Raw genomic sequence first — 24,755 nt, forward strand, 5'->3', positions numbered from 1 at the left:
CTCTTTTATTCTTTATTGATTGCCAATAGACTAAAAAATAACTTGTACTCCGCCAGAAATGGTACGCATAGCTGGGTAACGGAAATAAGTAGCTCCATTGATCGTTTGCTCTGGATCCATACCTTGGTGTCCGTAAAGCGTGAACAGATTTTCTGCTGTAGCAAAGACGCGCAATTTACTGATACCTGCTCTTTTGGTCACTTCGGTAGGGATGCTGTAGCCTAAACTTACGTTTTTCAAACGGGCATAGGTAGCATCGTACAAAAAGCGAGTGGAAGCTGAAGTCCAGCTCAAATTGTCGGTCGTTAATTTTGGAACATCGGTTACCGTGTTTTCTGGTGTCCAATGGTTCAACATTTCGGCACTCCATGCTCTTCCGGGATTATTACCGGTATGCATCAATTGCACGTAATCGTTGTCCAATATTTTTCCGCCTAAACTGAAACTGACCATGGCTGCTAGATCGAAGTTCTTGTAAGTGAAACTATTTTGTACCGAACCAATGATATCGGGTAAAGAGCTGCCGACAACAAAATTGCCTGCTTTACCGTACTCGGAAGTTTTTTGATCGGTCTTATTACCTTGTTCATCCGCTAAATACCATTGTGGCAATCCGTTTTCAGGATTGACGCCTGCCCATTCGCGCATATAAAAATCGTCTATACTACCGCCTACGCGCAAGATACGTGTACCGTTGACAATGGATTTATTATCGTCTGGAAGTGCTGTCACCTTGTTTTTATAATGCGAAAGATTGACATCTAGATTCCATCTGAAGTTTTCGGTCAACACCGGAATCGTGTGGATATCGATATCAACGCCACGGTTTTGGACCGATCCAATATTAGCATCGTAACCTGTGAAACCTGTAGAAAGTGGCATAGGCATGGTAAATAATAAATCTTTACTCTGTCTATTGAAATATTCTACGGTCATGGATACGCGATTTTGAAAAGCAGCAACATCTAAACCGACATTAAAATTGAGGTTGGTTTCCCATTTCAGATCTGGTGTTGGCAAACGACTGGTTACAGTACCGCCTTCGCCTAAACTATTGGCAATGGTATAAAGACCTTGATAAGCATAATAGGTACCTAGATTGTCATTACCCTGACCACCGTAACTGGCACGCAAAGTCAACTGATTGAGCTTAGAAACATCTTTCAAGAAGTTTTCTTGTGCGATCTTCCATGAACCACCTACTGACCAGAATGTTCCCCAACGGGTCTCTGGAGCAAAACGTGATGATCCATCGGTACGTAAGGAGGTGGAGAAATAATAACGATTGTCGTAGTTATATTCGGCACGGCCTAGAAAACTCAATAGTCGGTAATCGACACTGGATCCTGTGAAATTATTCAATTGGGATGCTGCAACAGGCTCGTAAAATCCAGGTAATACAAATCCTTGTCTGCTACCATTCATATTGGCACTGTTGAAAGCATAATATTCCTGACCAGCCAAAATATTGACATGATGCAGATCAAATTGCTTGTCAAAAGTCAAGATATTGTTCCAAGTCTGCCCTACTGTTCTCACATTGGACTTGTAGACATATCCTTTGGACTCGACAGCGTCTCCTATGGTTGGATTTTGATAGTCGTGGGTATTGCTGTTGAGGTAATCCAAACTATAGGTAGAGCGAAATTTGAAGTTGTCTGAAATAACAGCTTCTAAATAAGCTCTTATCGAGAGATTCTCTCTTTGGATATCGTTTTTATCTAAAGGTAGTGAAGCGGCAAGATTGCTCTTTGGTGTCGCACCACTTGGGCGATAACGTCCGAAATCGTAGACTTTATTGCCTTGTGCATCCAACACAAATGAACCATCATCCGCGCGCTCATAGTAAGGATAGAATGAAGGCACCAAGCGGGTAAAGTTGATGATATTCGCTGTATTGCTATCTTCAGATTGTGGATATTTTTGTTGGGTACTGCTTCCTGCGATATTGACTCCTGCATTTAACCAAGATTTCATCTTACCATCGATATTTGCACGTACATTGTAACGTTTGAATCCCGATTCAATGGCGATACCTTGATCATTGAGGTATCCTCCTGATATATAATACGTATTGTTGGTGCCGCCGCCACTGAAACTCAGGTCGCCCTGTGTGCGGACGCCCGTACGTTGTAGGACATCTGACCAAGGGTCGTTCCATAACGTTTTGGCTCCGGGTACCAATTTACCATCCAATCCAACCGGTTGTGGAAATGCCGAACCATAAGGATTCTTGTTCAGATCTGTAATGACGCTATTGGTGGCATTGGTCGCTGCTTGTGCTGCTGTAAGTCCGTTTGTTAGATTCTTATTGCGTAAGGCTTCCCAATACATTTGGAAATAATCATCGGTAGATACTTGGTCGTAATCGCGGACCGCTCTGCCTGAATAGCCTTGTGTAAAATTAAGGTTGATAGCCGTATTTTCGGAAGAACGTCCGCTTTTTGTAGTGATGATGATCACCCCGTTTGCTCCTCTTGATCCGTAAAGTGCACTTGAAGCGGCATCTTTCAATACGGAGATGGATTGGATATCATTGGGGTTGATGGAGTTGATATCTCCGGCAAATGGATTGCCATCGACTACAAATAAAGGGGCGCTCGATGCATTGATAGAACCGATACCTCTGATCCTGATCGCCGCATCGGTACCAGGTTGGCCTGAAGATGCAACAGATTGTAATCCGGGAATCTGACCTTCCAGTGCCTTGGAAATACTGGACACTTGTCTATTTTCAATTGCTTTTGAACTGATGGTGCTCACGGATCCCGTGATATTGGAACGCTTCGATGTACCGTAAGCAACGACCACAACCTCATCAAGGTTTTGACTGGTTACTTGTAAGGCGATCGATAGGTTTGCTCCATCTGCTTTCACACGTTGGGTTTCGTAACCGATATAAGAGAATTCGATAAGGGCATCAGTGGAAGTTGGGCTCTGAAGCGTGAATTCACCGTTTTGATTGGTGGTCGTGCCGCTACTTTGTCCGGATACTTGAACACTTACTGCTGCGAGTGGTTTGCCGGTTACTGCATCCGTAACCCTACCTTGAACATTACGCTGCTGCGCATGAAGGTGGCTCATGCTAGAAACGGTGAGGACCGTCGCTAATAATGGAAAATATTTGTTCGTTAACTGCATTTAATACTGTTTTAAATTTTAAATACTGTACTTATTGAGCCTATAGCACAAAATTAGGTGATGTTATTTGATAAAAACCCTTATAATCTATCAAACCAGTAGTCTTTATTTTGATGCAAAAGTAATATTTATTATATAGAATTGGTAGTCTTTTGAATTAAAAAGTTTAAAATGATTTCAAACCATTGATTATCAATCGATTTAATTTAGTTTACTCACAAACAAAATCGTAGGTGATACCGATGCAACAATGGACTTTCCATTTTGGCGGGCTATAAGCTGATTTGGGCATAAAATAAGCAAGTGGAGCGCCTTAAGAAATCCATGTTTACAAAGGATGGGCCTTGTTTTTAAGTTTTTTTAAAATTAAATACGCAGTTTTTTTGAATATCATTAAAAAATACTATCTTGCCCCTGTCTTAGGATGTTTTGGGGTATTAGCTCATTTGGTAGAGCGCTTCGCTGGCAGTGAAGAGGTGATCGGTTCGATTCCGATATGCTCCACAAAAAAGGCTCATACATAAATTATGTATGAGCCTTTTTTTATGGATATCCTGGATTATATAACCTAAAAATTCGGTTCCCAGATCAACCGGGTTAAAAAGTCCATTTGAAATTCTTCCGATTTGATAGGCAAGCCGCAAACAAGACCTACAGCGAAATTATGCGCTAACGACAACTTCACCTGTGGGCGCATGATGTACTCCCAACTTCCTTCAGCATACCGTATATCATTCTCTATACCCAGATAATTACTCGAATTGGGCACCATATAATGCACACTGGCATTGAGTGCAAAATTGGTATTCATATCCCGTTCTTTGAAGTTGTATTCAAATTCTGGTCCAGTATAGATCAACGTACTGATCTGATTAAAACGTTTTGCGGCAATAAAGAATGGTGAGGAGATAAATCCTCCAAAAAGTGGGGTATTTCTAACGTCTGGAGCAGATTTTCCAAATTCCATTTCATGGAGATAACCGATAGCTAATGAGGTCTGATGCTTTTCATCTACCAAAAAAGTATACTGGGTTCCCAATTTGATACCTTCTACACGATTGGTATGGTGCTGGAAGTTGTCCTTTGCAAAAAGGACCGGAATTTCGATCTCTAATCCCAAACGGTTGGCAGCAGCCCATTCATATTCAATGAAGGAAGTATGTTCACTTCTATTTTTATAACGGCCACGCCCATAACCGACATTAAATTCGGCTTCTCCTTTTCGAGCACCCAGATCACGCATCAAATCCAAATAAAGGGGTTCTGCATGCTTCACCTTAGCGGGTAGATTCGGTTCGCTTTCTTGTGCATAAGCATAAGTACAAAGGGTGAAGGAAAAAAGAATGGTATATAATAATTTCATGATCTTTAATATTTGATACAAAACTATAGGCACATTTAGGAAAGAATTAGGAACAATCATGCCAATACTCCATACGATTAGTGGAGTTCAAGAAATAGACAACGAACACAGCTAGCAATCAAGGCCAAAACGCAGCAATAGGCATTTTCAAAGTAAAAATAAATCACATTAATTTAATATAGCTTTAACCCTAACGTCATCTCTGACCTAAGTAACTCGTATAAGGTCGATTAAAATGTACTTTAAATAATTCTAAAGATCCATGATCATTTTTTCTTTTCTAAAATTGTCATTAAACTTGCAACTGTTAATCACACCCAAAAGAGTAAGAGGATACAGGAATGTCAACCGTTAATAATGAGCGCCTAGATTTTAAACAGTTCTATTTATCTTATAAAGACAAAGTTTATAAATATGCCTTTTTACATTTTAAAGATGAGGAAATGGCGGCCGACCTGGTACAAGAAGTATTTTCTAAAATATGGAATAAATGGGACTGTCTGGATGCGGAACAAAATGTACGGGCTTACCTTTACACGGTATCACGCAACCTTGTATTTGACGAACTCCGTAAAATAAAAGTGCGCCTGGACTATAGTCTAGCGGACAAAGATGGGGCTAAAGATATCGACAACTCTAACGAAGAATCTATCGCCTATAAAGATCTGGAGAAAATATACAAGGAAGCCATCAGTAAGTTGCCTAAAGCGCGATTGGAAGTTTTCCTACTCAGTAAAGAGGCTTTCCTAAATAATCAAGAGATAGCGGATCAGTTAGGAATATCCATCAATACGGTCCGTGATCAACTGGTAAAAGCCAACAAATCAGTCAGGCAACATATCCTTGCACATATCAAAGTCTCCATAGCCTTATTTATTTTTTTAAAAATATTTTAAGTCACCATCGTCTTATCCCCTTGCTCATCCGTATATATAGATAACGAGACGAAAAGATGAGCCAAGAAGAATTAGCATTACTATATAAAAGATTTTTATCCACCGAAATTTCTGAAAGAGAACGTGAACTGATATTGACGATCCTGCAAGACTGTGAGGAGAGCGATCTGCCCACACTGGAGGAGGTTATAATGACCCATAAAGATACCGTAACCTTGGGTGCAGATCGATCTGCCGAAATCTTCATGGAGATCACGGGTGAGCATCTATCGCCATCAATAAGACCATTCTGGAAAAGAAAAGCGGTTATGGGAGCTGCAGCAGCACTGATGATCACGGGTCTTTCTTTTTTATTCCACCTTAAAAATAAAGAGATTGCCCAGGTCCAAACAGCTACTGCTATCGCCTATGTAAACGAAACCAAATTTGTCAAGCAGATCAAACTGAACGATGGCAGTACCGTTTCCTTGCGACAAGGGGCCAAACTATGGGTACTATCCGATTTTGCTACCGATACCGTGAGACGGGTTCAATTGCTGGGTGAAGCTTTCTTTGAGGTCAGCAAGCAACCTGAAAAAGCTTTTGTTGTCGTAAAATCTGGTGGTTTTGATGTCAGAGTACTGGGTACAGCCTTCAACCTGATCAATACGCCACACAAGAATCTATTGGTGCTAAACCATGGAAAAGTATTGGTTAACCATGGCAAACAACATGCTATTGTGCTTCCTGGCCAAAGGGCGGCATTTGATAAAGGTAAACAGACTTTCCATGTGGTGAAAACAGATACCGTGCAAAGCAACAATTGGGTAAACAACCTATTATCCTTTGAACGCGAACCCCTGCAGCAGATTTTTAAAGACCTAAATAACCTACATCCTGAACAGCGCCTACGTCTGAATGAAAAGTTCGAACAAGAGATTTTCACGGGATACCTACCTGCAAATGACCTCGATAAATCTCTTGATATCTTAAATAAAGCCTTTAATACCACAATTATCTATAAACATCAGTAATATGAAACTAACCAATTACTATTTTAAAATTATTGGAGGAGGAATCCTCCTTCAAGCACTTGCCCTACAGGTAATGGCAAACGAATCGCTGCAGGAGGAAGGCATCGGATCGGTCATTACCAAAATGGAAAAGAAACTCAACGTCAAGTTTGGCTACGATGCTTCGATTTCCAATCAGCAGGTACGTGAAAATTCGGACTTAAAGCAAGTCAACAAAAGCAATATCGCTAGTTTTATCCAGTCAATTTCTAACGGGGAGTTATCGGCTAACAAAATTGACGATAAGCTATACGTGATCACCAAAACCGCTACAGCTAAACAGCACATAACAACGGTTGCCCTTCAGCAAGCACAATCTGAAATAAAAGGAAAAATATTAGATCAAGAAACAGGATTGCCATTAGCCGGTGTAACCATCCGTATCATAGGATCTACTGCTGCGACAAGTACCGATAACACCGGTACATTTGTATTAAAAAATGTAGCTGCTAATGAAACTGCGCAGATTTCCTATATCGGTTACAGTACCGTAGAGGTTCCGGTTTCGCAAATCGCGCTAGTAAGATTACAAAAAAGTGCTTCCGAATTACAAGAAGTTGTGGTTACAGCACTCGGTATAAAAAGGGATAAAAAATCATTGGGTTATGCGACTCAGAACATCGGTGGCGAAGAGTTATCTAAAGTAAAAGGTGTAGACATCGGGACTACCTTAACCGGTCGTATTTCGGGTGTTCGCGTGTTAAACAGTACAGAATTCAATTCGTCGCCTTCCATCGAAGTACGCGGTCTGAATCCAATCTTAGTGATCGATGGGGTACTGTACCAAAACATGACCTTACGCGATATCCCAACAGATAACATCGCAGATATGAATATCCTTAAAGGTGCTGCCGCTGCGGCATTGTATGGCGAAAGAGGCTCTGGTGGTGCGATCATGGTGACTACAAAAAAAGGTCTAAAAGAACAAGGTGCTGAAATAAATGTCAACACCAATAATATGTTCTTCTCGGGGTTCTTGAAATTACCTGAGGTACAAACATCGTATTCATCAGGTGAAGGTGGTGTATTCAACAATAATGACTACGTATGGGGTGATAAAATGGATATCGGTAAAATCTACTCGCAATGGAACCCGAAAACCAAACAAATGGAGGACCAACCGCTTACCTCGCGTGGGAAAAATAATTTCAGCAATTTCTTGGTCCCTTCATTCGTATCCAACAACTCCCTGAGTTTTACCAATCAAGGTGAGCATGGTAGCATCCGTACTTCGATCAACCACATTTACAATAAAGGGCAATACCCGAATCAACAACTGAACCTGACAAATATTTCGGTTACGGGGACGACCAAATTGAGCAATAAAGTGGATCTGGAAACGAATTTAGGCTATAACCGCAATTCTTCATCGAGTAATTTTGGGTCGGGCTATAACAACCAAGGGTATATCTACAATATCTTGGTATGGACGGGAGCCGAATATGACTTACGTGACTATCAGGATTACTGGTTGGTGAAAGATCAATCGCAAAACTGGATGTATAAAGGTTGGTACGATAATCCATACTTAACAGCCTACGAAAAAATAAACCCAGAGTTGATCAACAAGATCAATGCTGCTGTGACCTTGAATTATAAAGTGACAGACTGGGGAAAGGTGATCGTACGCTCGGGATATGACTATTATGGCACGGAAAGAACGCAACAGAATCCAATGGGTATCTACGGTACGCGTGGCGGATTTAAGGATTATGGTGGTTTCCACAACAAAGGAAAGTATCAAAATGCCCAATATAATGGATTCAGTTCCAATTCAGACATCCTCTTTACAGCGAATAAAACATGGGGCGATTTTGGATTTGATGGTATGGTCGGTGGATCTGTTTTCTATAAATTAGATAAAAACAGCAATTCGACTACCGTAAATGGCTTGTCCATACCGGGTTACTACTCGCTACGCAACTCTATTGACCCGGTCAGCACGGTGCAATCGCAATCGGAGCTCATGACCAACTCCATCTACAGTCGTCTGGCACTGTCTTGGAGAAATGCTATTTTTGTGGAAGCAACAGGCCGTAATGATTGGTCGTCGACTTTGCCTGAAGAAAACAGATCATACTTCTATCCTTCTGTTTCTGCAAGTGCTACTTTGACAGACCTGTTCGACTTCAAACTTTCGTGGTTAAATCAATTTAAAGTCAGAGGGGCTTGGGTTATTTCTAAAAAAACACCTAATCCTTATGAAATAAGACAAGCATTCTCGATCAGCAACAACGTTTGGGATGGTTATCCGACCGCTTCCTACCCGAATAAGATCAAGGACTTTTCGATTGCACCGACACAAAACACCTCTTATGAGTTTGGATTTGACTTTGCGGTCTTGAATAATCGGGTCTATGGTAATTATACCCGCTACTACCGTTTGCAAAATAGTCGCGTTATCGATGCCCCGATCTCCAATATGACAGGTTTTACATATCGACTGATCAATACCAAAGAAGAGATCATGACCAAGGGTCATGAGATCACCATAGGCGGTACACCAATCAGAAGAAGTGATTTTAAATGGGATATCATCGGTAACCTATCGCAAAACATGAATTACTACCATAAGCTGGATCCTGAATATTCAAAGGATGCGCTTTATGTGAAAAAAGGACTGCGCTACGATTATATAGCAACATCAGATTGGGAAAGATCGCCAACGGGAGAGATCGTTCATAATGCTTCTGGCATGCCTATTTCTGCTAAATACGCAGACCAAGTCATTGGCTATTCCGCTCCTAAATGGTTCTGGGGTTTGACCAATCAATTCCGTTATAAAGATTTCAACCTTTCGCTAAGTATTGATGGTCGTATCAAAGGGATGTCTTACTCGGCCACAAATGCGAGACTATGGCAAACTGGAGCGCACCCAGATTCGGACAATGCCTACCGTTATGAAGAGGTGGTAAATGGTAACAAAACGTTTATTGCTCCTGGTGTAAAGGTGGTGTCGGGCTCTGTTAATTACGATAAATATGGAAATGCGACTGATGATACACGGGTATTCGCGCCGAATGATAATGTGGTGTCTTACGAAGGATATTGGAAGTCGGCCTACTCAGGGCGTCAGAATTATTGGGACGAAACTTTCATCAAATTGCGTGAACTGTCATTGAACTACAACGTACCGAACGCTTTTGCTTCAAAAATGAAAGCGAAGAAAGCAAGTATCGGAATTACCGGACAAAACTTATTCCTGTGGTCTAAAGAATACAAATTCTCAGATCCTGATGTCGGTTCGGAAGATTTGAGTTCGCCTTCTTTGCGATACATTGGTTTCAATATTAATCTGACTTTTTAATGCTTAACAATTATTCAATCATGAAAATAAAAAAGACATGGGTAACAATGGCTGCATTAGCACTAGTTGGTCTTTCCAGTTGCTCTAAATTTGACGAAATAAATACGAATCCTGAAACGCCAGAGAAAGTAAAATCTTCCATGTTGGCTACCCGTATAATCCTAAACTTAGGGAGCCAATCGAGTCAAAAGGGTTTTATACAACCCTACCTGCTAACCAAACAATTTGCGTGGACAGAACTGGTCGAAGGTTATCAATACAATGGTTTCGGCACGATGGATATGAGCTTAACTTCCATCAATGATGCGCATTTTATGGGTAAATTTGCCACCAACGAAACGCTTAAAAAATCGTACGATGGTTTGATGCATTTTGCGCGTGCCATCAAGTTCTACGATCTGACCATGAGTGTTGGCGATATCCCCTACCATGATGCTCTTCAAGGTGAATCGGATAAAATATATTTCCCAAAATACGATACCCAAAAGGAGGTTTTCTTAGGTATCTTACAGGAACTGGATCTTGCGGATGAATTGTTTACGGCGGGCAGCAAGTTTGATGGTGACCCGATGTTTGCGGGCGATGTAAACAAATGGCGTAAACTCGTGAACAGTTTTCAACTGAATGTGTTGATCCAATTGAGTAAAAAAGCGAATGATACGGATCTGAAAATAAAGGAGCGCTTTGCCCATATTGTGGCTAATAAACCCATCTTCACTTCCAATGCGGATAACTTCCAATTGGTACGCTCGGATAAAAGCGGTCAGACCTATCCTTTTTACAAGGTAGGTAACAACTATATCCTGTACCCGATGATGTCCGATGAAATCATCAAACCACTGCAAGAACGTAAAGACAGAAGGTTGTTTTTCTACGCCAATCCTTCTGAAGCAAAACTAGCACAGGGTCTTACGGAACAAGATTTTGCGGCATACACGGGAGTATCTCCTTCTTTAGCTTTTGATCAATTGAGTGCTATCACAAAATCCAAAGATTTTTCAAAATTAAACGATCGTTATACCGAATTGGCAACTGGCGAACCGACACAACAGTATGGTTATGCTCATCTTTGTTTTGTAATTGCTGAAGCATCGGCACGCGGCTGGGTGAAAGAATCGGCTGTAGATTGGTATAAAAAGGGTATCGAAGCTTCGATGAGTTTTATAGCGAGCAATACCCCTGCTACCACACAATTTACACATGATATGCCCATGGATGCGACATATATCGAGACTGCTACTGCAAACTATGCAGCTGCATTCCCAACGAACCTAGAGGCACAAGTGGAGGCCATCATCACGCAGAAATACTTAGCGAGTTTCTTGCAAGCGAGAGTAACGCCTTATTACGATTACAGACGTACAGGCTATCCAAAATGGAAAATAAATCCAGCTTCTAGCTTAAATGCTGATGCTCCGGATAAAATACCGGTTCGCTGGCGCTACCCTAGTGGGGAGTTCCAACAGAATAGTGCTAACCTAGACGAAGCTTTAAAAAGACAGTTTAACGGTGTTGACGATATCAATAACCTGATCTGGATCTTAAAATAAAGGATGAACAAAATAGCTGTGGAAGACTTTAAAATCTTCCGCAGTTTTTTTTGAAACCTAATCGTTACACTAATGCATTCAAATTCTTTCTAAATTTAAATTTTCAATCTAACACGACAATATCATACCAAATGGATAATAGAAGAGATTTTTTAAAGAAGGCTTCCCTTTTAGCTGGAGCTATGGGTCTGGAATGGGGACTGCCGGATGCCATACAAAAGGCAATGGCCATCGAACCGTTAGCAGGATCGAGTTTCCTGGATGCGGAGCATGTGGTCATGCTGATGCAGGAGAATCGTTCTTTTGACCATAGCTTTGGAACTCTGGCTGGTGTACGTGGATTTAGAGACCCTAGAGCCATACAATTGCCCAATGGAAATCCGGTATGGTTACAGTCGGGGAAGGATGGAAAAACATTCTCTCCTTTTCGTCTGGATATAAAAAGATCAAAAGCAGCTTGGACAAGCTACCTCCCACACTCTTGGGAAAATCAATCCGCGGCTCGAAATGAAGGTAAACACGATAACTGGATCGAAGCAAAACGCTCTGGCTATAAAGCTTATCAAGATATCCCATTGACCATGGGCTTTCATACACGTGAAGACAATCCGTTTTACTACGCTTTTGCTGATGCTTTTACCATATGCGACCAAAACTTTTGTTCTTCGATTACAGGAACTACAACCAACCGTCACTTTTTCTGGACGGGTACCTGCGTACCGGGTAAAGGTGAAAAACCATTGGTCCGCAACTCGGATATCTACTTCAACAGATGGGCGAATTGGAAAACTTTTCCAGAGAAGTTAGAAGAAGCTGGAGTGTCTTGGAAAGTATACCAAAATGAGGTCAGCATACAGTCGGATCTAAGCGATAGCGGCCTGCTCAGTAATTATACCGACAATAACCTCGAGTGGTTTGCGCAATATCACGTAGAGTTTAAGGATAGTCACTTGGCCTTCTTAAAAAAACGTGTTGCTGAACTTCCTGATGAGATCAAAACAATAGAGAAACGCTTGCAAGCCGGACAGGTTGAAAGTGTGCAAAAGGAGAAAAATACGCTCAAGCAAAAGAAGGAGCAATTGGCCAGTTTTGAAAATAAGCTCCAAACGTTTACTCCTGAAGCTTTTGAAAAACTACCGAAAGCCGAGCAGGCTCTGTTCCGTAGGGCTTTCCAGACCAATGAAGATGACCCAGATTACAGGGAGGCAGTTTCTGCTGAAGAGCAGGGAACAGAGATTCGCGTGCCGAAAGGCGATGTGCTGCATCAATTTAGAAAAGATGTCAAATCTGGACAACTTCCTACGGTATCGTGGTTGGTGGCTCCAGAATATTTTTCGGATCACCCCAGTGCTCCGATGTATGGTGCATGGTATACTTCTGAAATCTTAAATATCTTAACGGAAAACCCAGATTTGTGGAGGAAAACGATCTTCATCTTGAATTACGATGAAAATGATGGTTATTTTGATCATGTCCCTCCCTTTGTGGCCCCCAACCCTGCTGACCCGAGATCGGGTAAGGTGTCGCCAGGATTGGATATCTCTGGCGAGTATGTCAGTCTACAGCAGGAATTTGATGCTGGAGAAGATAAAGACAGCGCCACGGAAGGTCCTGTTGGATTGGGTTACCGCGTGCCGTTGGTCGTTGCTTCTCCTTGGTCCAAAGGTGGCTGGGTAAACTCGGAAGTGTTTGATATCACGTCCACCATTCAATTTTTAGAACAGTTCTTGAATAAAAAATATGGTAAGAACATCCATGAAGATAATATCAGCTCGTGGAGAAGAGCCATCACGGGGGATTTAACTTCTGTATTTCGTCCCGCAGAATCAGCCGCTACCAAACCATTACCTTTCTTAGATCGAAATGCCTATATATTGGCCATCGATAAAGCAAAAACGCTGCCTTTACCCAATAATTATCATCAATGGTCTCCTACGGATATCGCAGCACTGAAAAAGGTAGGGAAGCAATCGCCCTTATTGGCCATCCAAGAAACGGGTCAAAAACAGTCCAGTGCTTTAGCTTATGAATTGTATGTGAAGGAGGAGCTCAATAACAATGACAAACAGATCAGTCTCCATATGAAAGCGGGGAATGAGGTGTTTGGAGAGAAATCACTGAGTAGTCCATTCAATGTTTACACGGGAGACCAGCATAAGGATGGTGTTAAATTCTGGCCTTTTGCGGTATTGGCAGGACAGTCACTGGACTTCAGTTGGGATTTGTCTGATTTTAAAGATGGCATCTATGCGCTCACAGCATACGGCCCCAATGGCTTTATGCGTGGATTTAAAGGTAAAGATGAAGCTTTACAGGTGCAGGCGACTTACGAAATAGGTAAAGCTGGAAAATTGACCGGAAATTTATTGGTAACAATCAGAAATGAAGGAAAAGAATCTTTTACCATCGAGGCCAAAGATAATGCCTATAGCAAATGGAGCAAAAAAACGAATCTCGCTAGTGGGAAATCCGTAGCTTGGAAAATCGAATCGCAGCAACATTCTGGTTGGTACGACCTGACGGTTAAAGTTGTTAATCATCCGTTTGAACGCCATTTTGCTGGTCGTGTGGAAACCGGCAAACATACTAAAACAGACCCTCAATTGAGCGTATAACCGAATTGCATGTTATAAAAGTCGTCCTAAATCTTGGGGCGACTTTTTCAATTGATATACTTCGCCACTATTTTCTCAAGATCCTCTAAATTAAATGGTTTAGCGAGAAAATCGTCTGCTCCAGCTGCTGCTGCAAGCGCGGCGATATCACTATTGGCCGTGATATAGATAACAGGAATCTTGTGGTAATCCGGGTGTTTTTTCAGCAACTTGGTCGCCTCGCTCCCGCCGATATTCGGAATCCAATTGTCCATCAATATCAAATTGGGTTGGAATGCCTCTACTTTTTCTATGATATCATGCGAGGTCTGGGATATGGAAACTTCATATCCGTAATCCTCTAAAATAATCGACACGATATCTAATATGGCGGCATCATCTTCACAAATTAAAATCTTATTATTTTCCATGCTTTTATTTTTAAAATCTTAAAACAGTACTGTTATTATTCATTTTTCATAAAAGACAGATCCATCATTTTGATATCACTTACTACCAAGCCGCAGAACCTCTACTAACTATTGATGCATGCTATTTTTAATTAACTATTTTCAATTAACGGAAGCGTAAAGTAAAACGTGGACCCTACCCCCAATTGGCTTTCCATGCCATAGGTTCCCTTATGTTGACGAATGATCTCGGCTGATATATACAGCCCCAATCCTAATCCTTGAAACCGAACTGAGGTCTCCTCTACGCGGTAAAATTTATCGAATATGGGTGCTTGATTTTTAGTGGGCACACCAATTCCAAAGTCTTGGATACTGACTTTCACCTCCTGCTTATTGCTTTCAGTATGTACAATGATACGATCCGAATCTGGACTATACTTGATGGCATTGTTCATCAGATTGATCAATACCTGCTCGATACGGACCTCATCGCCCAAAACTAAGCTATCCAACCTGTTGCCCACACGTTCGATGTGAAGCGCTCTGTTTTCATGCGTTTGATGCATGGTCTCAATGACTGAATCGATCAGCGCATCCAGATCAAAACGATGGTAATGTATTTTTAATTTACCATTATCCATTTTTGATATATCCAATAAATCGGCTACCAAAGAACTCAGTTTATCCAATTGATCCTGCACACGGTTCATATATTTGTGTGTAGTGGTATTCTGTACCGAGGGCAACGACCGATCGAGCAGCTGTACGTAGCCACGCATACTCGTTAGGGGTGTTTTCAGTTCATGCGATGCAATACTCAAAAATTCATCTTTCTTTTGTTCAATGTGCTTTTGATCGTCGATATCAGTAAAAGTGCCCACCCAATGCGTGATCAAGTGATGTTCTTCGATAGGCACAATACGCAATAAATGATAACGATATAGTTCGGATCCTAATGGTAGAATGCGAATTTCCATTTCGACACCTCGCCCTTCCAAAATATGTGTTTTTAAGATCTCTTCCACCGATGGATCTCCAGGAGGACATGCGGGATAGTCTTGCTCCGTTGCTGCAAACTTGAACCAGTTTTTATTGACAAAATCAATCTTTCCATCTTGATTTACGGTAAAGGCAATAAGAGGCAATGATTCTAGGATAAGACGTAAGTGATTTGCTTTTTCCTGAAGCGCCAATTGTGCACTTTTTCGTCCATCAATTTCAGCGAGTAGATTCTCCTGAACAGCTTTCAAAGCCAAAGTCTGTTTATGGATCCGATGAAAAATCTTGACCTTCAGCATCAATATTTCTGTATCGACTGGTTTTAAGACATAATCGATGCCACCGGACACACTTTTTTGTTCTATAAGCAATCGGTCCTGATTTTGTGCCAGTAAAAATATAATGGGAATATCTTTGGTAATACTACAATCATGTAATTTTTCGAAAAGCTCCACGCCATCCATATCTAGCATTTCCAAGTCCAAAATAATCAAGGCATACCGATTTCTGATTGCTTTCTTCAATGCTTCTTGCTTTGATTGAGCCGTGTCAACAGAGAAACCGTGGGATTCTAACAGTTGCTGTAAGAAAAGAATGTACGCTGGTTTGTCGTCAACAATTAAAATCATATTGAAATTCTAAAATTAGTGCCTTAATACCCGTACCGTTTCAAAAATCAATCCAAAGTCGTTTGCAGGTTAAACTACTAATCAAGAAATATGGGCGATTTACTCCTTCGCAATAAAACAAGTGCAGTATAGAGCGACCAATACCTAAATGCTTATCTTAAAAAAAATGATGATAGCCGGACAATCCCCTAAAAAGCACAATGCTCCCGCCTACTCTACGTTATTTTTGAGCTACAAGAAATTGATGCAGCTGATTAAAAATAGTTTAAGAATCATAAAGTAGATTTTATTCCTTAATTTTACGCTAATAAATTTAGTAATAAAATGAAACGTTCGGGAACTGCTGATTTACCGTTGCACTATGGAAAAGTTCCGGCATGGCTCTATGAGCGCATGTCTGCACTGGGGCTTTCGATCGTAGAGGCAATCTTAGCAGACTATGGCAAAGATGAAGTCTTACGTCGGCTTTCCGATCCATTTTGGTTCCAAAGTTTTGGTGCTGTATTGGGTATGGACTGGCATTCGTCGGGTATTACCACCTCGGTCATGGGAGCACTAAAGCGTGCTATCAACCCGCAGTCTACCTCCTTAGGGCTATACATCTGCGGTGGCAAAGGTAAGTTTTCCAGAGAAACCCCTTCGGAATTGCTTCGCGTAGCTGAACATACAGGTCTTGCCGGCGACATCCTAGTGCGTGCAAGTAAACTGACTGCAAAGGTCGATAATACAGCTATACAGGATGGATACCAGCTGTATCTCCATAATTTCATTGTGTCTGACCAAGGTAACTGGACGGTTGTCCAACAAGGGATGCATGATCACGACGGTACTGCTCGACGTTACCATTGGCATTCGCAAAATTTAAAATCCTTTATCGACGAACCCCATACCGGTATCAATGGTGTATCGCAAGGACGGATACTAAACTTGACGGCTAGGGCGGCGGCCCCCAATAGAGATGGGATCTTGGCCATTGCACAAACCGACCCGGCTCAGATCATGCAAGAATTTGCACATCTCGTGATGCCTAAAAGACACGATATCCGCGGATCTGATGTAGATCTGAAGCGCCTCGGTGCCTTGCTATATGTAACCCGAGAATTGCAGACCGATAACTTCGAAGATCTGTTGCTGCTGAAAGGCGTAGGTCCGCGCACCATGCAGTCGCTGGCATTGGTAAGCGAGGTAATCCATGGTGGACCAGCTCGTTTTAAAGATCCTGCTCGTTTTTCATTTGCACATGGTGGCAAAGATGGTCATCCTTTCCCGGTGCCAATAACCATTTACGATGACAGCATTGCAATCATGCAAAAAGGGATAGAGAAATCTAAATTGGGACAGGCGGATAAATTAAGGACAATCAATAAATTGCACCAGATTGTTCTGCAGGCTGAGGCAAATTTCACTCCACAGTTTGATATACAAGAGATCATCGAACAAGAACGCCGCGACTCCTGGAAATATCAAGGCCGTACGGTTATGGGAAAAGCGGAGAAACCTACTGCTGACAGTTCTGGTATTCAATTATCGCTCTTTTAATCTCTTTACGAATATCCGGAACTCTCCTTTGACGATTAAAGAAGTTTGCAATGAAACCTAAAAAGCTCCGAAATTGGGAGATTCCGGAGCAAACTAAACCTAAAATTGCCAAAGTAAACATCTTGATGAGTGCTACCTTTTCACTTTACTACTACAAATGTCGGAAGTATATCGATTTTTAAGCTACCTCAATTACGGATATCAGTATACATATTACGGATTAACCATAATAAACTATTATCTATAGCCGCGAACAAAGGATAGAAGTAAGCAAACCGGAGATGGCCGGTGGGTCTTTGGCACTGATACCTAAAAAATATTAATCTAATTAATAATAGCCGATTTTTTCATCTTTTATTCTTAAATTTATAGTATGCAGCCAGCTATAAAAATAAAACGGGTATACGAAGAGGCCGAAAGTCAAGATGGCTATCGGATATTGGTGGATAGGCTATGGCCACGGGGTCTCACCAAAGAGGAGGTTCACTTGGATGAATGGGCAAAAGACATCGCCCCTTCTACCCCTATTCGACTTGCTTATGCACACGTACCCGAACGATGGGATGCATTTAAGATCCAATACAAAAATGAGCTCAAGCACAATGAGGAGGTTCCTTCCTTTTTAGATAAATGGGAAGACCACCCGACCATTACCCTATTATACGCAGCAAAAGACACCGAACATACACATGCCCTGGTACTTCAAGAATATTTGAAGAAGTGCTACGCAGCTCGAAAGTAATTAATTCCTAGCCTCATCTTTTATGAACAAGAATAACATTGATTTTGGCACACTCGCCATTCATCAGAAACATACGGATGGGCACCATGCCCATATCGCTCCTATTTATGCCAGTTCAACTTTTACCTTTGATAGCGCCGAACAGGGCATGCAAAGGTTTTCGGGTGAAGATCCTGGGTATATCTACTCTCGGTTTGGCAATCCAACGACAGATGCTACTGCACAAGCGATAGCAGATCTGGAAACCTGGAATATCAAAAACCTTGATGGAACACCTTTAAACGCAACTGCGCTATTGACTTCTAGTGGTCAATCTGCCATGTCCACCTTGTTTTTATCTTGTTTAAGTGCGGGCGATGCCCTATTGGCGACTCCTTCACTTTACGGTGGCACCCATGAGTTCATCATGAAAATGCTCCCGAAATTTGGTATCAAAGCCTATTTTTTGGATATGACCGACACCGACAAAATCGAGGAGTTATTAAAAGATAAACCGGAAATAAAACTCGTTCATTTTGAGTCGCCAGCGAACCCCACGATGCAATGCATCGATATCGAACGTATAGCCGCGGTTTCTAAAAAGTACGGTAAACTGGTATCTGTTGATAATACCTTTGCCACTCCCTACCTTCAGCAGCCATTCAAATATCAGGTGGATTTTATTTTCCATTCAACAACAAAATTCTTGAATGGTCATGGCAATGCAATAGGTGGCGTATTGGTAGGTAGAGATTTGGAAGCGATGAAGACCTATGTCCATCAAACACATAAACTGTTGGGGGTAAATAGCAATTCCTTTGATGCTTTTTTGGTCTTACAGGGTATCAAAACCTTGCCATTGCGTATGGAACAGCATTGCCGAAATGCAATGGATGTGGCTCAATTTCTCTACAATCATCCAGCGATAGCGCAGGTGCATTATAATGGTCTTCCGACACATCCTGATCATGCCATCAGTAAAAAACAAATGCGCCATGCTGGATCTGTGATGAGTATAGAACTGAAAGGTGGCTATCAAAAATCCATCGATTTCGTAAACAAACTGCAGGTCTGCACACGTGCGGTATCCATCGGTACGGTCGACACCCTTGTATCGCATCCGGCATCTATGTCGCATGCTGGTATACCGCGAGAAACCAGACTCAAAACAGGGATTACCGATGGCCTGATCCGCATCAGTGTCGGACTTGAATCCATTGATGATCTACTCGCAGATCTGGAACAGGCGCTGCGCTAACTTCATTTAAGATAGAAATACCGATAAATGGGGATTGTATAGTCCTCATTTTCGTGTAAATTTGTATCTAATGAGCTATTACTTGATCACCCTTATTTCAATACTATTCTGCTCTCCGGTATGGGCACAACAAATCGACACTTGGTATGCCTGTTATAATCAAGATAGTACACTGATCGGATATAGCGATGCTGTCGGAAAGGTGATGATAGAACCGAAGTTTGGCGCTTATACCACTGCCAATCGCTTTGATGCTATTATTGCTGTTGCCGAAATGGGGCATACGCCTTTATCAACGTATTACCTGACTAAATCGGGCCGCGTGATAGGAAGGGATAGTCTGCATCTATTCGATAATGGTCCTGACTGTGAAAGTGAAGGTTTTATCCGGTTCAGAGATCCTGTGACAGGCCTTACAGGATTGTTCGATCGCCATGGTAACATCGTCATACCTGCCGAATACAGCGAGCTGAAAAGGGTACATAACGGTATGATCGTGGCGCTGAAAGGTGCCAAAAAAAATCGGAACGGGGAAATTACCACTTGGACAGGTGGTCAAGAGTTGCTTTTGGATACTGCTAACAACATTTTGATCGAGAACTTTTCCTACAATCCTCAGCTCAACTTCTTCAGTCTTCAAAAGTCGACAACTCCTCCTCTGGACAGTACACGCGCATCTTTTAAAGGAACCGACGGAAGCTACTATTCCTTTGTAGATTTTAAAAAGGAATTTGACCATTGGTTGAGAACGACCTTGCTGCCCGACCTGACGAAAGAAAAACTAAACCAATTGACCTACCCACAGGTAACCTGGCAAGCTGTAGAAGATTGGGTAACCAGCGATCGATCAACCTTTATCGAAGCTAATTTTGAACTGGTCAAAAGTAGGTTGGAGAAAATAACACAAGGGGAATTCCAGGGTTTTATTTCCAGTGATGGTCTCAACCCCTTTATGTTCAACACGCCAGATTTTGATGACTATTATAACAATTGTGGTGAATCTAAGGATTGGCAATACCCAACCATGTCCTTGATCATCAACCAGGATAGTGCTGCGGGCATTACACAAGATCATTTGGAGTTTTTAAGAACTGCGCAAGGGTATCGGTTGCTATGCGTCACCATCAGAAGTGCACAACTGAAATAAACCGATCGTTAATGATCTTGAGGTGGAAAAAAGAACGATTTTGGATTCATCTTAAAGTAGATCCAAACGGCCTTTGCCATTTTTATCAATTCTCCAAAAGATAGGTTTCGGGAACGGAATGCAAGTGTCAATGATAATGAAAAGCTAACGACAAAATTAAAGAAACCAATGATCCCTATACCGAGTATCCCCCATATCCACATGTCTGTACTGAGCTCCATATCATGACCGAACAAGCCTAATGCGAGATTACCACTAGCAAAAGTAATGTGCCGAATATCGAGATTTAAACCCAAAAACATACCCACTGACGCTGTTGTTCCCATAAAAACTCCAAACCAGACATTGGAAACGATACCTGCCCATTTCTTTTCATAGAACCGGGCTACTCTTGCTGTTTTTTCCTTCCCGAAAACTTTCTTCAAGACCGGCTGCTCTTCGATGCGGTAATACACCGAGTTGTGTTTATCGCGATTGGAAACACTACCCGCAATGATTCCTGATAAAAAAAGAAAGACACCAGCAATACAAGCATGGAGCACCATCGGCGTTTCAGTTGGATTGAGGTCATTGACCAATGTCAACCATTTTCCGGATGCAGCATTGAAATGGAAAACTTCTTGAATAGCCCATATCAAAGCTAGACTGATCGGGAATGCCATGATGACATTGCCTACGAAAGCAATAAACTGGGAACGGAATAATCGGGCGAAGAAAATAGCAAAATTCCAATACTTATGTCGATTCACATCCTGCCCAGAAGTACCGTTCTCAATGGCGGCAATCAATGCCGATGCTGTCATAGCGGGTTGTTTGGTGGCCAATGTCGCTCCAAACAGGTAGATTGCAGTAAAACCAATCGCATAATTTGTACTGTATAGCAGGGCATGTCCAAACTCGCTCGTTTCTATTTTACCTAGAAACAATTTGATGATACACATAATACCTACAATGACACCACCACCACAAGCAGAACGAAACATGCGCCAATATTCTTTTTTACTCGAGGTGATATAATGCTCTCCTGTCTGCGCAGTATGATGGGTAATTTCGTACGCCAACAGTTGCGTACTCTGTCCGATTAGTTTTCGAATATTACTCTTGCGACAATTATAACCGATTAGGGTCTGTGCAAAGGCAATACTCTTGGGTACTTGCTCTTCTTCTTCATCAATGACCAAAAAGGATATAATCTCTTTGATTCGCTCCAATTGATGTCGAATACGTAACAGAGATTGATTGACTTTGATCGAGATACCAAAACGATGTGCATTGGAAAAAGCTGTTTCAATATAATTCTCACATTGTTTATGCAAAACGAGTATTTGTTTGTAGGCAAGATCATCGGAGCTCATGTACCGCAAGTTGTTCGCCAAAAAGCGATCGTTCAATTCACTGAACTCACGCATGATCGCAATAAAGGGACTGTCAAAATTCTGGAACTCCGGTACCATCTTATTGACATCTGTCTCCATGGCTCTTCCCGTGATCCGTTGCACCAATACTTCTAATCCATAGAGGATTTCTTTGATTTCAAAATTTTGTTCACTCTCATAAATCGACTTGAACATACAGATGTTAAATAAATCCAGTAATTGCTCTTGTGGAATGGCGTCCACCCAGTCTGCGTCTTTTGAATGATAGAACACCTGATTTAAAACATATTGCAAAGTTGTTTTCGGTGGCTGCGAGGGTAGGTACTTTTCCGTAAACCGCTTCTTGATCTCATACCTAAAATCGGCATAGCTGATAATCGCTGCATCGGAAATCAACTGATCGAAATCTTTCATCCCTAAGATTCGGTGCATATACGCTATAAATACTCTTTTATCATCGGGGTATTCCATTAAATGATCCAATAGCGGAGTGATTTCTACCTGAAAGAACAGTGATTTTCGTTTCGGACGAAACACATCTACCAATAAGGATAAGAAATCCAATTCGATATACGAGGGTTCATCTAATTGTGCATGGCATCTTTCAAATAGACGTTTAACTTCTTGATTGGTATTTAACTTTTCTCTCATGTAGCACAATTTCAAATGGCGTAACGGTAATATCAGCTGGTGATTTTCTTCTCCGTATCTTCTAACGCATGAAGCCATCAATGACCGTATTCCATACAGCAAAATAATATAATGATGGCTTTATCTAAAAAATACTTGGACATCTAATAAAGAATTAAAGATGTTCCGGTTCAATTTTAGCTCTTATTCAAACTCGCTTCAAGAATAATGCCCTATTTCGGATGATTATCTTAAAATTACGAGCTATTTCAGTCCAATATAAAATAGCGTAGGAATCTGATCGTAAAAAAATAAATGTAGCTATTTCAACAGATAATTTTTCTTTAATCTCTTATTTTAGGCGAAAAAAGTTAAAATGTGTTAAATCAAAGGGGGCCTTGTACCATCAGGTACAATTTATGCGTTAAGTAAGTATTCATAATTTAGGTTAATAATTGGTTAGTTAAAAACGCCTGGGGTTCCCCACTTCAGGCGTTTTTTTTGTACCCTATGGAATTCATTGAATAACACAAGTCAGCATAGCACAACCCTAATTCCAATCGAGCATCTCAAAAAGATCATCCTCCGCTGCTCCATCAGAAAATACACTAAAGACATAATGCGCCAATTGATTTAACTTAAAATAATTATATTGCGACTTGAAAATATGAATCAAAATACAATCATCAGATTGTATCAATAAAGCTATCGATTATGAATCATCGCCATTACCTACAAGTACGTGTATACGTTCTTTTTCTATTCGGACTATTTCTATTGACCAGCGCAGAGGCTAAAACTGGAAAAAGTGAAGATCAACCTATGTTCTGGACTTGGTTGGATTACAGACCTGGTCATAATTTTGACTCTGTGTGCCATGAAATGCAATATCTTGGCATTGAAGGTGTCATGCTCAATGCTCCTACTCCCGATGATTATAGAGTTGCGATCCCCATAGCTCAAAAATATGGAATCAAAGTAATAGCTTGGTTATGGACACTGAACTTGGAACATGACCGCGACCAAATATTGAAGGACCACCCTGAATGGTTTAGTGTCAATCGAAATGGAAAAAGCCTAGCCGACACAACTGCATATGTGGGATACTACAAATTCCTATCGCCTGTCTTACCTGAGGTGAAGGATTATATCAAAGAGAAGATCGCATCTTATTGCGCGGTGGAAGGATTGAGCGGTATCTCGATCGATTACAACCGTTATGTAGATGTCGTATTGCCAACAACACTGTGGCCTAAATACAATATTGTTCAAGATCGTGAATATGCCGCTTGGGACTATGGTTATCATCCAGTAGCTATCCAAAAATTTAAAGACGAATATGGGTATGACCCAAGGGAACAAAAAGACCCTTCAAGCGATCTTAAATGGAGACAATTTCGTTGTGACCAGATTACCGATGTAGCCAATATGATTGCAGATGTGGTACATGCAAGTGGCAAAACAATGGCCGCTTCTCCATTTCCTACTCCAAAAATGGCTTCTCGTATGGTAAGACAGGATTGGGGAAAATGGCATTTGGATATGGCATTCCCAATGGTGTATAGCAGTTTCTATACCGAAGACCCAAGTTTTGTAAGGGACTGTACGATTGAAAATGCAAAAGATAAGCATGAAATGACCAGTTTATATTGTGGGCTTATGGCGAGTGACAGCGATGCTATGTTCACTGAAATGGATGAGGCATTGAACCATGGTGCTCAAGGAATAGCGCTCTTTACGGTCAACAGCATTCGTGACCCTAAAATTAAAGAGAAATTTAGAAATTATACCGCACAGGCTAAAGCTAAAAAAGCAGCACATAAGGGTGTGATGCCGATCGTGGGTAACAATAAGGTGGAAAGAAACCCATTCAAAAAAGAGGGTATCATGAAATTAATCACGGCCAAGATTCAGCAAATGGTTCCTAACGCGACATCGCAAACTGATCTACCTGAAGTGAAACTGTCGAGTTTCAAAAAAGTAGCTTCTTATGATGTGACCGAGCGCTACCTTGTGACGGACAAATTAAGCAACAAGAAGTTTCACGTTACTTTTTATTTTTACGGGGGAATCCTTTCCGGTTGGAATGTGGATGCTGCAGCATAGATGGTGTAGGAGGTATAAAAAAGCAGGTGTACCG

At 41.4% G+C, this 24,755-nt stretch carries 16 protein-coding genes and 1 tRNA gene; 11 read left to right on the forward strand and 6 right to left on the reverse strand.

All coding sequences use genetic code 11. The annotated features are described in order from the left end of the window. Positions 1-30: 30 nt before the first annotated feature. Positions 31-3,141, reverse strand: a complete 3,111-nt coding sequence (locus ACFX5U_RS15655) for a SusC/RagA family TonB-linked outer membrane protein (RefSeq protein WP_400261349.1) — start codon at positions 3,139-3,141, stop codon at positions 31-33. A 431-nt stretch (positions 3,142-3,572) separates the two neighbouring features. Between ACFX5U_RS15655 and ACFX5U_RS15660 the strand changes: the two genes are divergently transcribed. After that, positions 3,573-3,645: transfer RNA gene (locus tag ACFX5U_RS15660), tRNA-Ala, on the forward strand. A 64-nt stretch (positions 3,646-3,709) separates the two neighbouring features. Here the strand turns inward: ACFX5U_RS15660 and ACFX5U_RS15665 are convergent. Continuing rightward, entirely contained in the window at positions 3,710-4,504 is a 795-nt protein-coding gene (locus ACFX5U_RS15665; protein WP_038699904.1) for an HAEPLYID family protein, read from the reverse strand. A gap of 341 nt (positions 4,505-4,845) precedes the next feature. Between ACFX5U_RS15665 and ACFX5U_RS15670 the strand changes: the two genes are divergently transcribed. The 5 genes from ACFX5U_RS15670 to ACFX5U_RS15690 all read left to right on the forward strand — a co-directional run bounded on the left by ACFX5U_RS15670 (position 4,846) and on the right by ACFX5U_RS15690 (position 13,924). Then, complete coding sequence (locus ACFX5U_RS15670) at positions 4,846-5,400, forward strand: RNA polymerase sigma-70 factor (protein ID WP_038699907.1); 555 nt, start codon at positions 4,846-4,848, stop codon at positions 5,398-5,400. 56 nt (positions 5,401-5,456) lie between these two features. After that, positions 5,457-6,413 (forward strand): FecR family protein, encoded by a 957-nt coding sequence (locus ACFX5U_RS15675; protein WP_400261350.1) that lies wholly within the window; start codon positions 5,457-5,459, stop codon positions 6,411-6,413. Between the two features lies 1 nt (position 6,414). Beyond that, positions 6,415-9,759 (forward strand): SusC/RagA family TonB-linked outer membrane protein, encoded by a 3,345-nt coding sequence (locus tag ACFX5U_RS15680; protein ID WP_400261351.1) that lies wholly within the window; start codon positions 6,415-6,417, stop codon positions 9,757-9,759. Between the two features lie 20 nt (positions 9,760-9,779). Next, on the forward strand, positions 9,780-11,309 hold the full coding sequence (locus tag ACFX5U_RS15685) for a SusD/RagB family nutrient-binding outer membrane lipoprotein (RefSeq protein ID WP_400261352.1): 1,530 nt from the start codon (positions 9,780-9,782) through the stop codon (positions 11,307-11,309). A gap of 131 nt (positions 11,310-11,440) precedes the next feature. After that, positions 11,441-13,924 carry a phosphocholine-specific phospholipase C gene (locus ACFX5U_RS15690; RefSeq protein ID WP_400261353.1) on the forward strand — a complete coding sequence of 828 codons (2,484 nt, stop codon included), beginning with the start codon at positions 11,441-11,443 and terminating at the stop codon, positions 13,922-13,924. 47 nt (positions 13,925-13,971) lie between these two features. Here ACFX5U_RS15690 and ACFX5U_RS15695 read toward each other — a convergent pair whose 3' ends face one another. Both ACFX5U_RS15695 and ACFX5U_RS15700 read right to left on the reverse strand, forming a co-directional pair. Next, entirely contained in the window at positions 13,972-14,334 is a 363-nt protein-coding gene (locus tag ACFX5U_RS15695; protein WP_280566056.1) for a response regulator, read from the reverse strand. A 131-nt stretch (positions 14,335-14,465) separates the two neighbouring features. Further along, positions 14,466-15,944 carry an ATP-binding protein gene (locus ACFX5U_RS15700; protein WP_400261354.1) on the reverse strand — a complete coding sequence of 493 codons (1,479 nt, stop codon included), beginning with the start codon at positions 15,942-15,944 and terminating at the stop codon, positions 14,466-14,468. A 324-nt stretch (positions 15,945-16,268) separates the two neighbouring features. On the opposite strand from ACFX5U_RS15700, the gene ACFX5U_RS15705 reads away from it, so the two are divergent. From ACFX5U_RS15705 to ACFX5U_RS15720, 4 genes are all read left to right on the forward strand, one after another. Beyond that, the gene (locus tag ACFX5U_RS15705; RefSeq protein ID WP_400261355.1) at positions 16,269-17,483 is read left to right on the forward strand and encodes a DUF763 domain-containing protein; all 1,215 of its coding nucleotides are present in this window, start codon (positions 16,269-16,271) and stop codon (positions 17,481-17,483) included. 373 nt (positions 17,484-17,856) lie between these two features. Then, entirely contained in the window at positions 17,857-18,225 is a 369-nt protein-coding gene (locus ACFX5U_RS15710; protein ID WP_400261356.1) for a DUF488 domain-containing protein, read from the forward strand. A gap of 22 nt (positions 18,226-18,247) precedes the next feature. Then, the gene (locus ACFX5U_RS15715) at positions 18,248-19,462 is read left to right on the forward strand and encodes a trans-sulfuration enzyme family protein (protein WP_400261357.1); all 1,215 of its coding nucleotides are present in this window, start codon (positions 18,248-18,250) and stop codon (positions 19,460-19,462) included. A 70-nt stretch (positions 19,463-19,532) separates the two neighbouring features. Further along, a complete protein-coding gene (locus tag ACFX5U_RS15720; RefSeq protein ID WP_400261358.1) occupies positions 19,533-20,609 on the forward strand; it encodes a WG repeat-containing protein in 1,077 nt (358 codons plus the stop codon). Between the two features lie 8 nt (positions 20,610-20,617). Here the strand turns inward: ACFX5U_RS15720 and ACFX5U_RS15725 are convergent, their stop codons facing one another. Continuing rightward, positions 20,618-22,636, reverse strand: a complete 2,019-nt coding sequence (locus ACFX5U_RS15725) for a hypothetical protein (protein WP_400261359.1) — start codon at positions 22,634-22,636, stop codon at positions 20,618-20,620. A 529-nt stretch (positions 22,637-23,165) separates the two neighbouring features. Further along, positions 23,166-23,315 (reverse strand): hypothetical protein, encoded by a 150-nt coding sequence (locus ACFX5U_RS15730; protein ID WP_400261360.1) that lies wholly within the window; start codon positions 23,313-23,315, stop codon positions 23,166-23,168. 14 nt (positions 23,316-23,329) lie between these two features. Between ACFX5U_RS15730 and ACFX5U_RS15735 the strand changes: the two genes are divergently transcribed. Continuing rightward, positions 23,330-24,721, forward strand: coding sequence for a family 10 glycosylhydrolase (locus ACFX5U_RS15735; protein WP_280566042.1), 1,392 nt, complete (start codon positions 23,330-23,332; stop codon positions 24,719-24,721). Positions 24,722-24,755 lie beyond the last annotated feature (34 nt).

The organism is Sphingobacterium sp. SG20118, assembly GCF_044740685.1.
Taxonomy (GTDB): Bacteria; Bacteroidota; Bacteroidia; order Sphingobacteriales; family Sphingobacteriaceae; genus Sphingobacterium.